The following is a 15,439-nucleotide window of genomic DNA, read 5'->3' as shown; positions in this document are numbered from 1 at the left end:
GGGGGGTGTCACCCCGCGCGCGGGCGGGGGCGGGGTTCGCCGCGCGGGGTGCGGGGGGGGGGGGGGGGGGGGGGCGCCCCCCGCCCGCCCCACCCCCGCCTCCGTCATGAGCAGACCTTGCCGTCCTCGGGGACCGTGCCCTCCAGCAGGTAGGCGTTCACCGCCGAGTCCACGCAGTCGCTGCCGCTGCCGTACGCCCCGTGGCCCTCGCCCTTCCAGGTCAGCTCGACGCCGACGCCCTTGCCCAGCTCGTCGGCCATCCGCCGCGCCCCCTCGTACGGGGTCGCCGGGTCGCCCGTGTTGCCCACCAGCAGGATCGGGGCCGCCCCCGGGGCGCTCACCTGAGGGGTGTCGTACTGCCCGGCCACCGGCCAGTCGTGGCACCAGCCCGCCGTGTCCCAGCCCAGGAAGTCGCCGAACACGGGCGAGATCTTCTCGAAGTCGGGCAGCAGCCTCTTCGTCTGGGCGGGAGTGGGCCGCTGCCTGTCGTCCAGGCACGATATGACCCGCTGGGAGTGCGCGGTCGTGCCGTAGTGCCCCGAGGAGTCGCGTTCGTTGTACCGGTCCGCGAGGGACAGCAGCTCGGAGCCGTCGCCGTCCTCGGCCGCCCGCAGCGCGCTGGTCAGCGTCGGCCAGCTGTCCCGGCTGTACAGCGGCAGGACGATGCCGGTGACCGCGAGGGTCTGGGTCAGCTTGCGCCCGGAGGACGTCGGGAGCGGCTCGGCGTCGAGCCTCTTGAGCAGGGCCGCGATCTTCCGCGAACCCCGCTCGGGGTCCTGGCCGGTGGACTTCAGGTAGTCGTCCAGAGCGCGCTGGAAGCCCTCGGTCTGGTTCTTCGCGTGGCCCACCGAGTCCGCGGTCGGGTCGACCACCGCGTCCAGGATCAGCCGTCCCACCTTCTTCGGGAACAAGTGGGCGTAGACGCCGCCGAGTTCGGTGCCGTACGAGATGCCGAAGTAGTGCATCTCGGTGTCGCCGAGCACCTGGCGCATCAGATCCATGTCCCGGGCCGTGTCGGTCGTCGAGACGTGCGCGATCAGCTCTCCTGCCGCCGCCCGGCAGCCCTTGCCGAAGTCGGCGGCGTCCTGGAAGTACGCCGTCTCCTCCGCAGGCGTGTCCGGGGTGGCGTCGATCGACTCGGCGGACCGCAGGTCCCTGTCGCTGCGGCACCGGATCCCCTCGCTGGCGCCGACGCCGCGCGGATCCCAGCTGACCAGGTCGTACCGCTGGCGCAGGGCGGCGGCCGTACCGGCGTAGTACGGCATCATCGAGACGCCGGAGCCGCCGGGACCGCCGAAGTTGAACAGCAGCGAGCCGATCCGCTTGCCCTGACCTCCGGTCGCCTTCGCCCGGATCAGCGCCAGCCCCGTCGTCTTCCCGTCCGGCCTGGACCAGTCGAGCGGCACCTTGAGCGTCGCGCACCGCCACTGGTCGCCGGGTGCGGCGGCGTCCGAAGTGCCTGCGCAGCGGCGCCAGTCGAGCTTCTGGGAGGTGAGCGAGGCGGGCAGGACGGCGGGGACGGGGTCGGGCACGGAGGCGGCGGACGACGGTCGTGCGGACGGGGTCCGCCCCTTGTCCCCGGCCCCGTCGGACGATCCGCCACCGCACCCGGCCACGAGCAACCCGGCGGCCACAGCGGCCGCCCACCGTACGGAACGCGACATGCGCGCACACCCCCCTCACAGGCTCTCCGCAGGATCGTCGCGGAAAGCGGTCAGGTCATAGTAGGCGGATCCAGCGAGGCCCGTTGCGGCCTGTGGAAAACCTTGTGACCTGCGGTTTCGCCGCCAGGCAGGGTCAGGTGCAGACGCTGCCGGCCTTCGGTGTCCGCCCCTGCAGCAGGTAGTCGTTCACGGTGGACTGCACGCACTTGTTCTTGCTGTCGTAGGCCCCGTGTCCCTGCCCCTTGTACGTCAGCTCGATCCCGACGCCCTTCCCCAGCGCGTCCACCATCTTCCGCGCGCCCTCGTACGGCGTGGCCGGGTCACCGGTGTTGCCCACGACCAGGATCGGCGCCGACCCGGGCGCGCTGACGTCGGGATGGTCGGCGGCGCCCGGCACGGCCCAGTCGGTGCAGCTGACCATGCCCCAGGCGAGGTAGTCGCCGAACAGCGGGGAGGCGGCGCGGAACTCGGGCAGTTTCCGCAGCACGTAGTCGGCGTCGTAGCGGGGCTTCTCGTCGGCGCAGTTGATGGCGATGTTCGCCGCCGTGATGTTGCTGTACTCGCCGTTCTGGCTGCGGCCGTTCATGGAGTCGGACAGCAGCATCAGGATCTTCCCGTCGCCGTCGTACGCCTCTTCGAGTCCTTCGGTGAGGTACTCCCAGAAGTCCTTGGAGTACAGGGACTGCGCGATGCCGTTGGTGGCGGCGGTCTGGGTCAGCTGGCGAGGGAGGATGCCCGGGATCGGCTTCCTGTCGAGGTCCGTGAGGAGCTTGGCGATACGGTTCTTCACGTCCTGCGGGGTGTCTCCGATCGGGCACTCCGTCGTCTTGGACGTACAGTCCTCGGCGAAGTTGTCGAGCGCGAGCTGGAAGCCCTTGGCCTGTCCCAGCGAGCTCTGCTCGGGGTCCTGGGTGGGGTCGATGACGCCGTCGAGGACGGCCCGGCCCACCTTCTTCGGGAACAGGTGCGCGTAGACGCCGCCGAGTTCGGTGCCGTAGGAGATGCCGAAGTAGTGCAGCTGCCGGTCGCCCAGGACCTGCCGCATCAGGTCCATGTCGCGGGCCGCGTCGGTGGTGCGCACGTGCGGGAGGACCGTCTTGGAGTTCTTCTCGCAGGCGGCGTTGAACTGCCTGGTGCGGTTGATCAGCTGGGTGCGTTCGGCCCTGGTCTCGGGCGTCGCGTCCTGCTGGAAGTAGTCGTCGAGCTGTTCGTCGTTCTCGCACTCGACCGGGTCGCTGCGGCCGACTCCGCGCGGGTCGAAGCTGACGAGGTCGTAGCGGGTGCGCAGGGCGGCGTAGTCCTCGCCGAAGGCGGGCAGCGTGGTGACGCCGCTGCCGCCGGGCCCGCCGAAGTTGAAGATCAGGGAGCCGATCCTGTCGTCCGCGGCACCGCTGCTCTTGGCGCGGATCAGAGCGAGGCCGATGGTGGCGCCCTTCGGCTTCGACCAGTCCAGCGGCGCCTTCATGGTCGCGCACTGCCAGGCCCCGCCGCCGGGCAGCGGCGAGGGGATGCCGCCCCCGCCCTCGGCCTCGTCAGGAGCCGGGCAGGCCTTCCAGTCCAGCTTCTGCGTCGTCAGATCCCCGCTTCCGGCGCCGTCGCTGCACCCGGCCGTCAGGCAGGACAGCACCAGGGCGGTGGTCAGGGCAGCGGCACGGATCCGGATCGGCTTCGGCATGCTCCCATCCTGGGGTCGCAGATGGTCCCGCGCGCGGGGCGCGGGCCGTACGAGGTACGCGCCCGGGACGGCGCCCAGGCATCCCCTCCCGAGCCGGGGCGTTCCGGTGATCCGCCCTGGCCGCCCGCTGCCTCACCGCCGTGTACGGTCCGTGGACCGCCGCCGCGGCTAGAGCGCTCCCTTGCGGGACAGGTGGTTGAAGGCCAGCCAGCCGGGCAGGACCGGCAGCCACAGGGTCAGCAGCCGGTACAGCAGGACGGCGGGGGCCGCGACCTCCTTGGGGAGACCGACGGCGATCAGGCCGACGGTCAGGGTCGCCTCGACCGCGCCGACACCGCCCGGGGTCGGCGCCGCGGACCCGAGCGCGTTCCCGGCGAGGAAGACGACCGCGACGCTGGCGATGCTGAGGGAGGTGCCCGCGTCGCCGAAGGCGCGGATGGAGGCGTCCAGGCACATCACGAAGCAGGCGGTCAGCAGCAGCATGCCGCCGATGCCGGTGACGAGCTTCTGCGGCCGCTGCAGCACGTCCAGCATGCGCGGGACGACGCCGGCGAAGAGGGACCGCACGCGCGTGGAGACGAATTTCCGCAGGAACGGCACCGACGTCACCACGAGAACCAGGACGGCGACGGTCAGCAGGCCCGCGATGACGGTGCGGGACGGCGACAGCGACGGGGTCTTCTCGGTGCCGGTCAGATAGCCGAAGGACAGCAGCATCAGGATGTGGCAGCCGAGCCCGAACAGCTGCGAGGCCCCGACGCTCGCCACCGCGAGCCCGGGGCGCACACCGGCGCGCTGCAGGAAGCGTGTGTTGAGGGCGACTCCGCCGACCGCCGCGGGTGCCACGATCTTCACGAACGACCCGGCGACCTGCGCCGCCGCGGTCCGCACGAACGGCACCCGCTCGGGCACGAATCCGAGCAGCGCCATCGCGGCGGCCAGGTAGCTCAGCGCCGAGAACAGCACCGCGGCGATCACCCAGCCCCACTGGGCGTTCGCGACCAGCGGGCCGAACTCGATGTGGGTGAGCTGGGTCAGCAGGTAGTACGCGCCGATCGCGCCGGCGAAGACGCTGATCAGCGTGCGCGGCCTGACCCGCTCCAGGCGGGCCGGCTCGACGGGCGCCTGCGGCCTGATCCGCAGCACCTGGTGCCGGATCTGGGTGAGCAGGTCCTCCTCGCGTGCCTCTTCCAGCGCGTCGTCCAGGGCCCGCTTCTCGGCCCGCTGCTCGGCGCGGACCGTCTTCTTGTCGGGCTTCTCGGCCTGCTCGGCGCGGACCTGCTTGGCCTGCCGGGACGCCTCCAGGACCGCGTCGCGCTCGCGCTGGGCGCGCTCCCGGGCGAGTCTTCGCAGCGTCGCGCGCGTGGAGCGGGTGAGCGCGATCGGCTGGAGCATCGGCAGGCAGTCGGCGACGGCGTCGGGCCCGAGGACGCCGACCGCCGAGGCCACCGCGCGCTCGGCCCCGACCCGCAGGCCGAGCGTGGTGACCAGCTGGGCGACGTCCATCCGCAGCAGCAGCTCGCCGGCCGCGATCTCGCCGCCGCGCAGGTCCGTGAGGATCACCTTGCCGGAACGATCCACCAGGATGGCGTCACCCGCGAGCCTGCGGTGCGCGATCCGGCGCGACTGCAGCGCCTGCACCTGGTGCCAGGTGTTGCGCAGCAGTTCGTCGGTGATCTCCTCGTCGGCCAGCGAGTCGAGGGTGCGGCCACCGGTGTGCTCGTAGACGAGCATCACGGCGTCCGGGCCCAGCTCGGAGGTGGCGATCAGCTTGGGCGCGTTGGCGCCGGCCGCGATCGCCGCGTACGCCAGCAGCGCCTCCTGCTCCAGCGCCTGGCGCAGCGACTGCAGGCTGGAGCGGGTCGCGAAGCCGCGCAGCGTCAGGTTGCGCCACGCGCGGTAGAAGAAGCCCTGTGCCTGCTGTTCCCGGTCCACGACCGTGACGTCCAGCGGCGGGCCGTCCTCCAGGGTGACGAAGTAGCGCCGGCCCCGGTCGCCGTTCTCGCTGTCCAGGGTCTCCTCGCGGGCCGCGCCGACCGGGTGGAAGCCGACGTGCCTCAGGCCCGCCAGCAGAGTCCTGCCGGTCGGGCGCACGTTGGGGGAGCCGACCGCGTAGAGCGTGCCGTAGGCGACGGTCCAGCCGATCAGCACCGTCAGGATGATCGAGAACGGTGTGGTGTAGCCGGTGACCAGCATGGAGAACGCGTCGAGCGTCAGCACGATCCACAGGACCGCGCGCCACCTGGGCCGCCGGGACATGCCGACGGCCGTCATGTAGGCGATGACGGGCGCCAGGTAGCCGTGCACCGGGTCGGTGAGCGCGTGCACGTCACCGGGGGAGGGCTGGGTGAGCGCCTCCTGGATCGAGCCCGGGGCGGCCCGGGCGACCCACAGGTCGGTGGCGAGGGTCACACCGTGGGCGAGGACGGCCGCGAGCACGCCGTCGGCGATGCGCAGCCCGTCCCGCTTGATCAGCCGCTCGATGGCGAACGCGACCGGCACCAGCAGGATCGCGATGCTGGACGCCAGTCCGGCGATCTTGATCAGCAGGTCGGGGGCCTGCCCGGTGCCCTTGTTGATGTCCTGTTCGAGTCCGGAGGTGGTGCCGTGCGCGAACGCGGCGATGCCGAGCAGCACGGCGACGGCGAGCACGCCGACCAGCAGCCGCATGAGGTCGGAGGGGCGGTGCACGCGCGCGGGGAGCAGCGGTTCGTCGCCCTCCACCTCGTCGCCCTCCACCTCGTCGGTGTGGATGTCGTCCGGCACGTGTTCCGCCTCGGAGACGTCGGGGGCGGCGTCGGGTTCGACGGCGGGGTTCGGGCGGCGTCGGGCATCCGGTTCCACGGCGGGCGCGCCGGCGGATTCAGGAGGTGCGGTGTCCGGGCGTGCGCCGGCGGCAGGGCTGCCCGCCGCTCCGTCGGGGTGCACGCCCTGCTGCTCGCTCGTCTCTTCTTGATCTCGTATCACCAGTCACCGCCCGCACGATGGTGGCATGCCCCACCGACACACGAGGGCATCAGGGTGCAGATGCGGGGGCGGACAGTCTGCCCCAAGCGTCGCACGGGGGCGAGACCGAGACCCGCCGCGGGCCGCGCCCGGTTGTCGGTGGGGTGCGGCAGGATGGGGCGAATGAGCGAGCAGAGCCTTCCCGAGGACACCCGAGAGGGGTACGCGGACGAGCTGCCCGCGTACGCCGAGCGGGTTCTGGAGGTGGCGGAGGGGATCCCGCCGGGGCGCGTGATGACGTACGGCGACGTCGCGGAGTGGCTGGAGGAGGGCGGGCCCCGCCAGGTGGGACGGGTGATGGCCCTCTACGGCGGTTCCGTGCCGTGGTGGCGGGTGGTGCGCGCCGACGGGGTGCTGCTGCCGGGGCACGAGCTGACCGCCCTGGACCACTACCGGGCGGAGGGCACCGCGCTGAAGGAGGCGAGCAGGGCCGCGGAAGGCCACCTGCCGCGGCTCGACATGAAGCGGGCGCGGTGGGACGGCGGCGCGGACTCGGGGGCTCACACCTGACAGCTTCCGCCATCCGGGGCCCTCGGGGGGAACCTGTGGCCCGTTCGGGGGACACGCGGGACGTCCGTGGCATGACGTACGTTCGTGGGATGTGGGGCGCACGTGCCACGCGCGCCGTCCGGGGCGGACGGGAACAAGCGGAAGCCCTGCTTCCGACCGGTTTCCCGGCGTAGCGTCGGCTGCGCGTGTCCCGCTCACCCCACGGCCACCGCACTGCCCGCGCGACCGCGAGCCAACCAGTACACCCACCAGGACCGGCGAACCACGTGAGCTCCTCTTCCTCCACCAGGCGCCTGCCGCACCTCCAGGTGCGGCGGGGGGCCCGTGGCGCCTACCGGCTGGTGCGGACTCCCGTGGCCGCTACGGATCCCCCTCCTCTGGACGCCGCGCAGCGCGCCGTGGTTGACCACGCGGCCGGGCCGCTGCTCGTCCTGGCGGGCCCCGGCACCGGGAAGACCACCACGCTCGTGGAGTCGGTGGCCGCCCGGATCGCCCGCGGCGGCGATCCCGAACGCATCCTGGTGCTGACCTTCAGCCGCAAGGCGGCCGTCGAACTGCGCGACCGCATGGCCCTGCGCGTCGGCACGGCCGGCGCACCCCGGGCGACCACCTTCCACTCGTACTGCTACGCCCTGGTCCGCGCCCACCAGGACAGCGGCCTGTTCGTCGACCCGCTGCGGCTGCTCTCCGGCCCCGAGCAGGACGTCACCGTCCGCGAGCTGCTGGCCGGCCACGCCGACCTGGAGCGGCTCGGCCTCGACCCGGTGCGCTGGCCCGACGACCTGCGCGCCTGCCTGACCACCCGCGGTTTCGCCGACGAGGTCCGCGCGGTTCTCGCCCGCAGCCGCGAACTGGGCCTCGACCCCGCCGCCCTGGAGGCCTTCGCCGGCCGCATCGGCCGCCCGGACTGGCGGGCCGCGGCCGCCTTCCTCGCCGAGTACCTCGATGTCCTCGACCTCCAGGGCGTCCTCGACTACGCCGAACTCGTGCACCGCGCGGTGCTGCTCGCCCGGCGCCCCGAGGTCGCCCTGGACCTGGCAGGCCGCTACGACGCCGTGTTCGTGGACGAGTACCAGGACACCGACCCCGCCCAGGTGCGGCTGCTGCACGCCCTGGCCGGCGGCGGCCGCACGCTGGTCGCGTTCGGCGACCCGGACCAGTCGATCTACACGTTCCGGGGCGCGGACGTGAACGGCATCCTCGACTTCCCGTCCGCCTTCCCGCGCGCGGACGGCCGTCCCGCCCCGGTCGCGGTCCTGCGCACCGCCCGCCGCTCCGGCGCGGTCCTGCTGGCCGCGACGCGCCTGCTGACCCGGCGGATGCCGCTGACCCGGCTGCCCGGCGACACGGTGCGCGCCCACCGCGAACCGTCCCCCGTGCGCGACGGCGGCTCCGTCGAGGTCTACACGTATCCGACGCCAGGCACCGAGCTGGACAACATCGCCGACATCCTGCGGCGCGCGCACCTGGAGGACGGCGTGCGCTGGAGCGACATGGCCGTCCTGGTGCGCGCCGGAGCGGGCACCATCCCGACGGTCCGCCGCGCCCTGACCGCGGCCGGCGTGCCCCTGGACATCGACGGCGACGACGTTCCGCTGCGCCACGAACCGGCGGTGGCGCCCTTGCTGACGGCGCTCCGGGCGGTCGCCGAGGCGGAGTCGGCGCCCGACACGGACGAGGACGCCTGCTGGCTCGCCACCGAGACCGCCCTCACCCTGCTCGCCTCCCCGCTCGCCGGCATGGACGCCGCCGACCTGCGCCGCCTCGGCCGCGCCCTGCGCGACGAGGAACGCGCGGCCGGCAACGCGCTGCCACCGCCCTCGGACGACCTGCTCGCGCGGGCCCTCGCCGAACCCGCACGCCTGGCCGTCCACGACCCCGGATACGCGCGCGGAGCGCAGCGGCTCGGCGCGCTGCTCGGGAAGGCCCGGGAGCGCCTGGCGGGCGGCGGCACGGCCGAGGAGGCGCTGTGGGACCTGTGGAACGGCACACCCTGGCCCTCACGCCTGGAACGCGCCGCCCGGCGCGGCGGCGCCGCCGGCCGCAACGCCGACCGTGACCTGGACGCCGTGTGCGCGCTGTTCGCCACCGCCGCCCGCGCGGAGGAGCGCGGCGGCGGCCGGGGCACGCTGAACTTCCTGGCCGAGATCGAGGCCGAGGACATCGCCGCCGACACCCTCGCCGGGCGGGCGGTCCGCCCCGACGCCGTCCGCCTGCTCACCGCGCACCGCTCCAAGGGACTGGAGTGGCATCTGGTCGTCGTGGCCGGCGTCCAGGAAGGCCTGTGGCCGGACCTGCGCCGCCGCGGCTCGCTGCTGGAGGCCGACCGCATCGGCCGCGACGGCCTGGCCGAGCCGCTCACCCCGGGCGCGCTCCTCGCCGAGGAGCGCCGCCTGTTCTACGTCGCCGCCACGCGCGCGCGTGAACGCCTCGTCGTCACCGCCGTGAAGGCCCCCGCGGACGACGGCGACCAGCCCTCCCGGTTCCTCACCGAGCTGGGCGCCACGCCCCAGGACGTCACCGGACGGCCCCGCCGCCCGCTCTCCGTGGCCGCACTGGTCGCCGAACTGCGCGCGACCACGGTCGACCCGCGCGCGTCCGCCACGCTCCGGGAGGCCGCCGCCCGGCGCCTGGCCCGGCTGGCCGCGCTCGCCGACGAGGACGGCCGCCCGCTGGTGCCCTCCGCCCACCCCTATCGCTGGTGGGGCATGTTCGAACCGACCGAGAGCAAGGTACCGCTGCGCGACCGCGACCAGCCCGTCGTGCTCTCCGGCAGCGCCCTCGACCAGCTCGCCAACACCTGCGCCCTGCAGTGGTTCCTGGGCCGCGAGGTGAAGGCGGACGCGCCCGCCACCACTGCCCAGGGCTTCGGCAACGTCGTGCACGTCCTGGCCGACGAGGTCGCCTCCGGACGCACCCCGGCCGACCTCGCGGTCCTCATGGAGCGCCTGGACTCGGTGTGGAACGCGCTCGCCTTCGACGCCCCCTGGAAGTCGGACCAGGAGAAGGACAACGCGCGCGCGGCGCTCGAACGCTTCCTGAAGTGGCACGTCCTGGACCGCACCGCGCGCACGCCCGTGGCCAGCGAGCACGACTTCGACGTCAGCCTGGAGGCCGGCGACTACGAGGTCCGCATCCGAGGCCAGATGGACCGGGTGGAGACGGACGCCGAGGGCCGCGCCTACGTCGTCGACTTCAAGACCGGCAAGCAGGCCCCGAGCGCCGCCGAGGTGGCCCGCCACCCCCAGCTGGCCGTCTACCAGCTCGCGGTCCGCGAAGGTGCCGTGGACGACGCCTTCGACGGCGTGCGCCCCGAGGCGGGCGGCGCCGAGCTGGTCCACCTGCGGCAGGGCGCCGCCCGGCGCGACGGCGGCGAGACCCTGCCCAAGGTGCAGGCCCAGGAACCGCTGGAGGGGGAGTGGGTCGGCGACCTGCTGGCCACCGCCGCCGGCAAGGTCCTCGACGAACGCTTCACGCCGACCACAGGCCAGCACTGCACCCACTGCGCGTTCCGTGCGTCGTGCAGCGCCCGCCCCGAGGGACGGCACGTGGTGGAATGAGCACCGGTTCCTCGATTGTCAGTGCCCGCCGCTAGCCTTTCCCGTCATGTCCGCCCTCATCACCGACACCGAGCAGCTCAAAGAGCTCCTCGGTATCCCGTTCACCCCGGAGCAGACGGCCTGCATCACCGCGCCGCCCGCCCCGCAGGTGATCGTGGCCGGAGCCGGGTCGGGCAAGACGACGGTGATGGCGGCCCGCGTGGTCTGGCTCGTCGGCACCGGACAGGTGGCCCCGGACCAGGTCCTCGGGCTGACCTTCACCAACAAGGCCGCCGGCGAACTCGCCGAACGCGTCCGCAAGGCACTGGTCAGGGCCGGCGTCACCGACCCGGACGTCATCGATCCGGACAACCCGCCCGGCGAGCCGGTCATCTCCACGTACCACGCCTTCGCGGGCCGCCTGCTGGCCGACCACGGCCTGCGCATCGGCCTGGAGCCGTCCTCCCGGCTGCTCGCCGACGCGACCCGCTTCCAGCTCGCCGCGCGCGTGCTGCGCGAGGCACCCGGCCCCTACCCGGCCCTCACCCGCTCCTTCGCCGACCTGGTCGGCGACCTGCTCGCCCTCGACTCCGAACTCTCCGAGCACCTGGTGCGCGCCGAGGACCTGCGCGCCTGGGACGCCGGACTGCTCGACACCCTCGCGTCCGTCAAGCTCGGCAACGCCGACCTGCGCAAGGTCCCCGAGACCGCCGCCGCCCGCCGCGAGCTGGCCGAGCTGGTCCTGCGCTACCGGACCGCCAAGCGCGAGCGGGACCTGCTCGACTTCGGCGACCAGATCGCGCTGTCCGCCGCGCTGGCCGGCGTCCCCGAAGTGGGCCGGCTGCTGCGCGACGAGTTCCGGATCGTCCTCCTCGACGAGTACCAGGACACCTCGGTGGCCCAGCGGGTGCTCCTCGCCGGTCTGTTCGGCGCCGGCACCGGCCACCCCGTCACCGCCGTCGGCGACCCCTGCCAGGCCATCTACGGCTGGCGCGGCGCCTCCGTCGCCAACCTCGACGACTTCCCCGAGCACTTCGCGCACGCCGACGGAAGCCCCGCCACCCGCCAGGCGCTCAGCGAGAACCGCCGCAGCGGCGGCCGCCTCCTCGACCTCGCCAACGGCCTCGCCGAGCCGCTGCGCGCCCTGCACGCGGGCGTGGCGGCCCTCAGGCCCGCCCCGGGCGCGGAACGCGACGGCACGGTCCGCTGCGCCCTGCTGCCCACCCACGCCGACGAGATGGACTGGATCGCCGAATCCGTCGCCCACCTCGTCCGCACCGGCACCGCACCCGGCGAGATCGCCGTCCTGTGCCGTACGGCGACGGACTTCGCCCAGATCCAGGGCGCGCTCGTCGCGCGGGACGTCCCGGTCGAGGTGGTCGGCCTCTCCGGGCTGCTGCACCTGCCCGAGGTCGCCGACCTCGTCGCCGTCTGCGAGGTGCTCCAGGACCCGGGGGCCAATGCCTCCCTGGTCCGGCTGCTGACCGGGCCGCGCTGGCGCATCGGCCCCCGTGACCTGGCCCTCCTGGGCCGCCGCGCCCGGCTGCTGGTCGCCCACGCGCGCGTGGGCGACGCCGACGACCCCGACCGCAGGCTCGCCCAGGCCGTGGAAGGGGTCGACCCGGCCGAGGTGATATCGCTCGCGGACGCCCTGGACACCTTCCTCGAACTTCCGCTCGACGCCGAGCGGCAGGACGACGGCCTGCCGTTCTCACCGGACGCGCGCGTGCGCTTCGCCCGCCTGGCCACCGAACTGCGCGAACTGCGCCGCTCCCTGTCCGACCCGCTGATGGACGTCCTGCACCGCGTCCTCGCGGTCACCGGCCTGGAGGTGGAGCTGTCCGCCTCCCCGCACGCGCTGGCCGCCCGCCGCCGCGAGACGCTCTCCAACTTCCTGGACGTCGCCGCGTCCTTCGCGTCCGGCGACCAGGAGGCGAGCCTGCTCGCCTTCCTCGGCTTCCTGCGCACCGCCGCCCAGTACGAGAAGGGCCTCGACAACGCCCTGCCCGGCGGCGAGAACACCGTCAAGGTGCTGACCGCGCACCGGTCCAAGGGCCTGGAATGGGACGTCGTCGTCGTCCCCGGCCTGGTCAAGGGCACCTTCCCGAGCGCGCAGGGCCGCGAGAAGTGGACCGCCCAGGCCAAGGTGCTCCCGCACGCCCTGCGCGGCGACAGCGAGACCCTGCCCGACGTCGAGGCCTGGGACTCGCGCGGCATGAAGGCCTTCCACGAGGCGATGAAGGACCACCAGCACACCGAGGAGCTCCGCCTCGGCTACGTCACCCTCACCCGCCCGCGCTCCCTGCTGCTGGGCTCCGGCCACTGGTGGGGTCCCAGCCAGAAGAGGCCGCGCGGCCCCTCCGACTTCCTCCAGGCCCTGTACGACCACTGCGCCGCCGGACACGGCGAGATCGAGGCCTGGGCCGACGAACCGGAGCAGGACGAGGAGAACCCGGCCCTGCACACCGCAGACGCCGACCAGGTGTGGCCGCTGCCCCTCGACGAGGCCGCCCTGGCCCGCCGCCGGGCCGCCGCCGAGACCGTCCTCGCCCACCTGGACGCGCTCACGGCGGACCAGGACGGCCGCCCGGTGGCCGGTCACGACCCCGCCGGCCACGAGGACCCGGACTGGCCCCCGCCGCCCGACGACGAGGAGCCGCGCCCCCACGAGGACGACGTCCCGGACGAGGACGCCGCCGACTGGGAGTCCCTGAGCGCCGACCGCCCGGTCCTCCCGCACCAGGCCACGCCGGCCGGGGGCACGACCGCGGCTCTGCCGCGGACCCGCCGCCCGGAACCGCGCAGCGCCGCCCCCCACGCCCCCGACGAGAGCGGCGTCCCCGCCGAGGAGACCCACGTCACCGCCGAGGAGGCCCGTGCCATCGCCTCCTGGGACCGGGACCTCGACGCCCTCGCGGGCGAGCTGCTGCGCGCCCGCCGCGGCGTCACCGACGTACCCCTGCCGGCGACGCTCTCCGCGACCCAGCTGATGCGGCTGGCCGAGGACCCGGACGGGCTCGCGCAGGAACTCGCGCGCCCCATGCCGCGCCCACCGCAACCGGCCGCACGCCGGGGCACCCGTTTCCACGCGTGGGTCGAGACGCGCTTCGAAGAGCTGACCCTGCCCATGCTGGACCCCGACGAGCTGCCCGGGACCGACGCCGAGATCGCCGACGAACGCGACCTCGAAGCCCTCAAGGAGGCCTTCGAACGCACCGAGTACGCCCACCGCACGCCCTACCGCGTGGAGGCCCCCTTCCAGCTGGCCCTCGCCGGACGGGTCGTCCGGGGCCGGATCGACGCCGTCTACCGGACCGGGCACGGCGACGGGGCGACCTACGAGATCGTCGACTGGAAGACCAGCCGCACCCGCCCCGCCGACCCGCTCCAGCTCGCGATCTACCGGATCGGCTGGGCCGAGCAGCAGGGCGTGCCGCCCGAGTCGGTGACCGCCGCCTTCGTCCACGTCCGCACCGGCGAGGTCGAACGGCCGGAGGGCCTGCCGGACCGGGCGGCCCTGGAAAGGCTGATCGTCGGACAATCGCCCGGACGGGCCGAGTGTGACGAACCGCCCGCCGAGGAAGCCGCCGCGGGCCGATAGGCTCGTGACCATGAGCCAGACCCCGGACAGCGCCGTCCGCGCGTACATCGAGCAGCACGGCGCCGCCTTCCTCGACGACCTCGCCGAGTGGCTGCGCATCCCCTCCGTGTCGGCCCAGCCCGAGCACGCCGCCGATGTCCGCCGCAGCGCCGACTGGCTCGCCGCCGAACTGACGAGGACCGGCTTCCCGGCCGCCGAGGTCTGGGAGACACCGGGCGCACCGGCCGTCTTCGCCGAATGGCCCGCGGACGACCCCGAGGCACCCACCGTCCTCGTCTACGGGCACCACGACGTACAGCCCGCCGCCCGCGCGGACGGCTGGGACAGCGACCCCTTCGAGCCGGTCGTCCGGGAGAACCGCCTGTACGCGCGCGGGGCCGCCGACGACAAGGGCCAGGTGTTCTTCCACACACTCGGCGTCCGTGCCCACCTCGCCGCCACCGGCCGCACCGCGCCCGCCGTCCACCTGAAGCTGCTCGTCGAGGGCGAGGAGGAGTCCGGCTCCCCGCACTTCCGCGCGCTCGTCGAGGAACACGCGGACCGGCTCGCCGCGGACGTCGTGATCGTCTCCGACACCGGCATGTGGTCCGAGGACACCCCCACGGTCTGCACCGGCATGCGCGGGCTCGTCGAGTGCGGGATCGTCCTGCACGGTCCCGACCAGGACATCCACTCCGGTGCCTTCGGAGGCGCCGTCCCCAACCCGGCCACCGTCGTGGCCCGCCTGGTCGCCGCGCTGCACGACGAGCACGCGCGCGTGGCGATCCCCGGCTTCTACGACGGCATCGTGGAACCGGGCGCACACGAGCGGCGGCTGTGGGCCGAGCTGCCGTTCGACGAGGAGGGCTGGCTGCGCGAGGCGCACTCGTACGCCACCGAGGGCGAGGCCGGGCACACCACCCTGGAGCGCGTCTGGGCCCGGCCCACCGCCGAGGTCAACGGCATCGGCGGCGGCTACCAGGGCCCCGGCAGCAAGACGATCGTCCCCTCCTCGGCCATGGTCAAGCTGTCGTTCCGGCTGGTCGCGGGCCAGGAGCCGGACCACATCGAGAAGGCCGTCCGCGCCTGGGCCGACGAGCGGATCCCCGCCGGGATCCGCGCCGAGATCACCTTCCTGCCGGCCACCCGCCCCTGTCTGACCCCGCTCGACCACCCGGCCCTGCAGTCCCTGGTCCGCGCCATGGGCCGCGCTTTCGAAGGACCGGTCAGGTTCACACGTTCGGGTGGCTCGGGGCCGGCCGCGGACCTTCAGGACGTCCTCGGCGCACCCGTTCTGTTCCTGGGCATCTCGGTGCCCTCGGACGGCTGGCACGCCCCGAACGAGAAGGTTGAACTGGACCTTCTCCTCAAGGGCGTCGAAACCAGCGCCTACCTGTGGGGTGACCTGGCCGAGAACTGGCGCCGTGCCCCCTGAACCGTCCGCGCCGTCCGGAGCGGTACCGCG

Annotated in this window: 7 protein-coding genes; 4 read left to right on the top strand and 3 right to left on the bottom strand. The window is 73.9% G+C overall.

The genetic code is table 11. The features are described 5' to 3' along the window. Positions 1-104 precede the first annotated feature (104 nt). From ACIRQ9_RS21315 to ACIRQ9_RS21305, 3 genes are all read right to left on the bottom strand, one after another. Positions 105-1,664, bottom strand: coding sequence for an alpha/beta hydrolase (locus ACIRQ9_RS21315; RefSeq protein WP_404175429.1), 1,560 nt, complete (start codon positions 1,662-1,664; stop codon positions 105-107). 133 nt (positions 1,665-1,797) lie between these two features. Beyond that, complete coding sequence (locus ACIRQ9_RS21310) at positions 1,798-3,339, bottom strand: alpha/beta hydrolase (RefSeq protein ID WP_404175426.1); 1,542 nt, start codon at positions 3,337-3,339, stop codon at positions 1,798-1,800. Between the two features lie 168 nt (positions 3,340-3,507). Then, complete coding sequence (locus tag ACIRQ9_RS21305; protein ID WP_404175423.1) at positions 3,508-6,306, bottom strand: lysylphosphatidylglycerol synthase domain-containing protein; 2,799 nt, start codon at positions 6,304-6,306, stop codon at positions 3,508-3,510. Positions 6,307-6,468: 162 nt separating this feature from the next. Between ACIRQ9_RS21305 and ACIRQ9_RS21300 the strand changes: the two genes are divergently transcribed. The 4 genes from ACIRQ9_RS21300 (at position 6,469) to ACIRQ9_RS21285 (ending at position 15,409) form a co-directional block, all read left to right on the top strand. Beyond that, positions 6,469-6,855, top strand: a complete 387-nt coding sequence (locus ACIRQ9_RS21300) for an MGMT family protein (RefSeq protein WP_404175420.1) — start codon at positions 6,469-6,471, stop codon at positions 6,853-6,855. 266 nt (positions 6,856-7,121) lie between these two features. Next, positions 7,122-10,415, top strand: a complete 3,294-nt coding sequence (locus ACIRQ9_RS21295) for an ATP-dependent helicase (RefSeq protein WP_404175417.1) — start codon at positions 7,122-7,124, stop codon at positions 10,413-10,415. A gap of 46 nt (positions 10,416-10,461) precedes the next feature. Further along, positions 10,462-13,995: a UvrD-helicase domain-containing protein gene (locus tag ACIRQ9_RS21290; RefSeq protein WP_404175414.1), complete on the top strand. Its 3,534-nt coding sequence runs from the start codon at positions 10,462-10,464 to the stop codon at positions 13,993-13,995. Between the two features lie 10 nt (positions 13,996-14,005). After that, the gene (locus ACIRQ9_RS21285; protein WP_404175411.1) at positions 14,006-15,409 is read left to right on the top strand and encodes a dipeptidase; all 1,404 of its coding nucleotides are present in this window, start codon (positions 14,006-14,008) and stop codon (positions 15,407-15,409) included. The last annotated feature ends 30 nt before the right edge of the window (positions 15,410-15,439 follow it).

It is taken from the genome of Streptomyces sp. NPDC101237, from assembly GCF_044767465.1.
Classification (GTDB): domain Bacteria; phylum Actinomycetota; class Actinomycetes; order Streptomycetales; family Streptomycetaceae; genus Streptomyces; species Streptomyces gramineus.
This window is presented reverse-complemented; position numbering and strand designations above follow the sequence as displayed.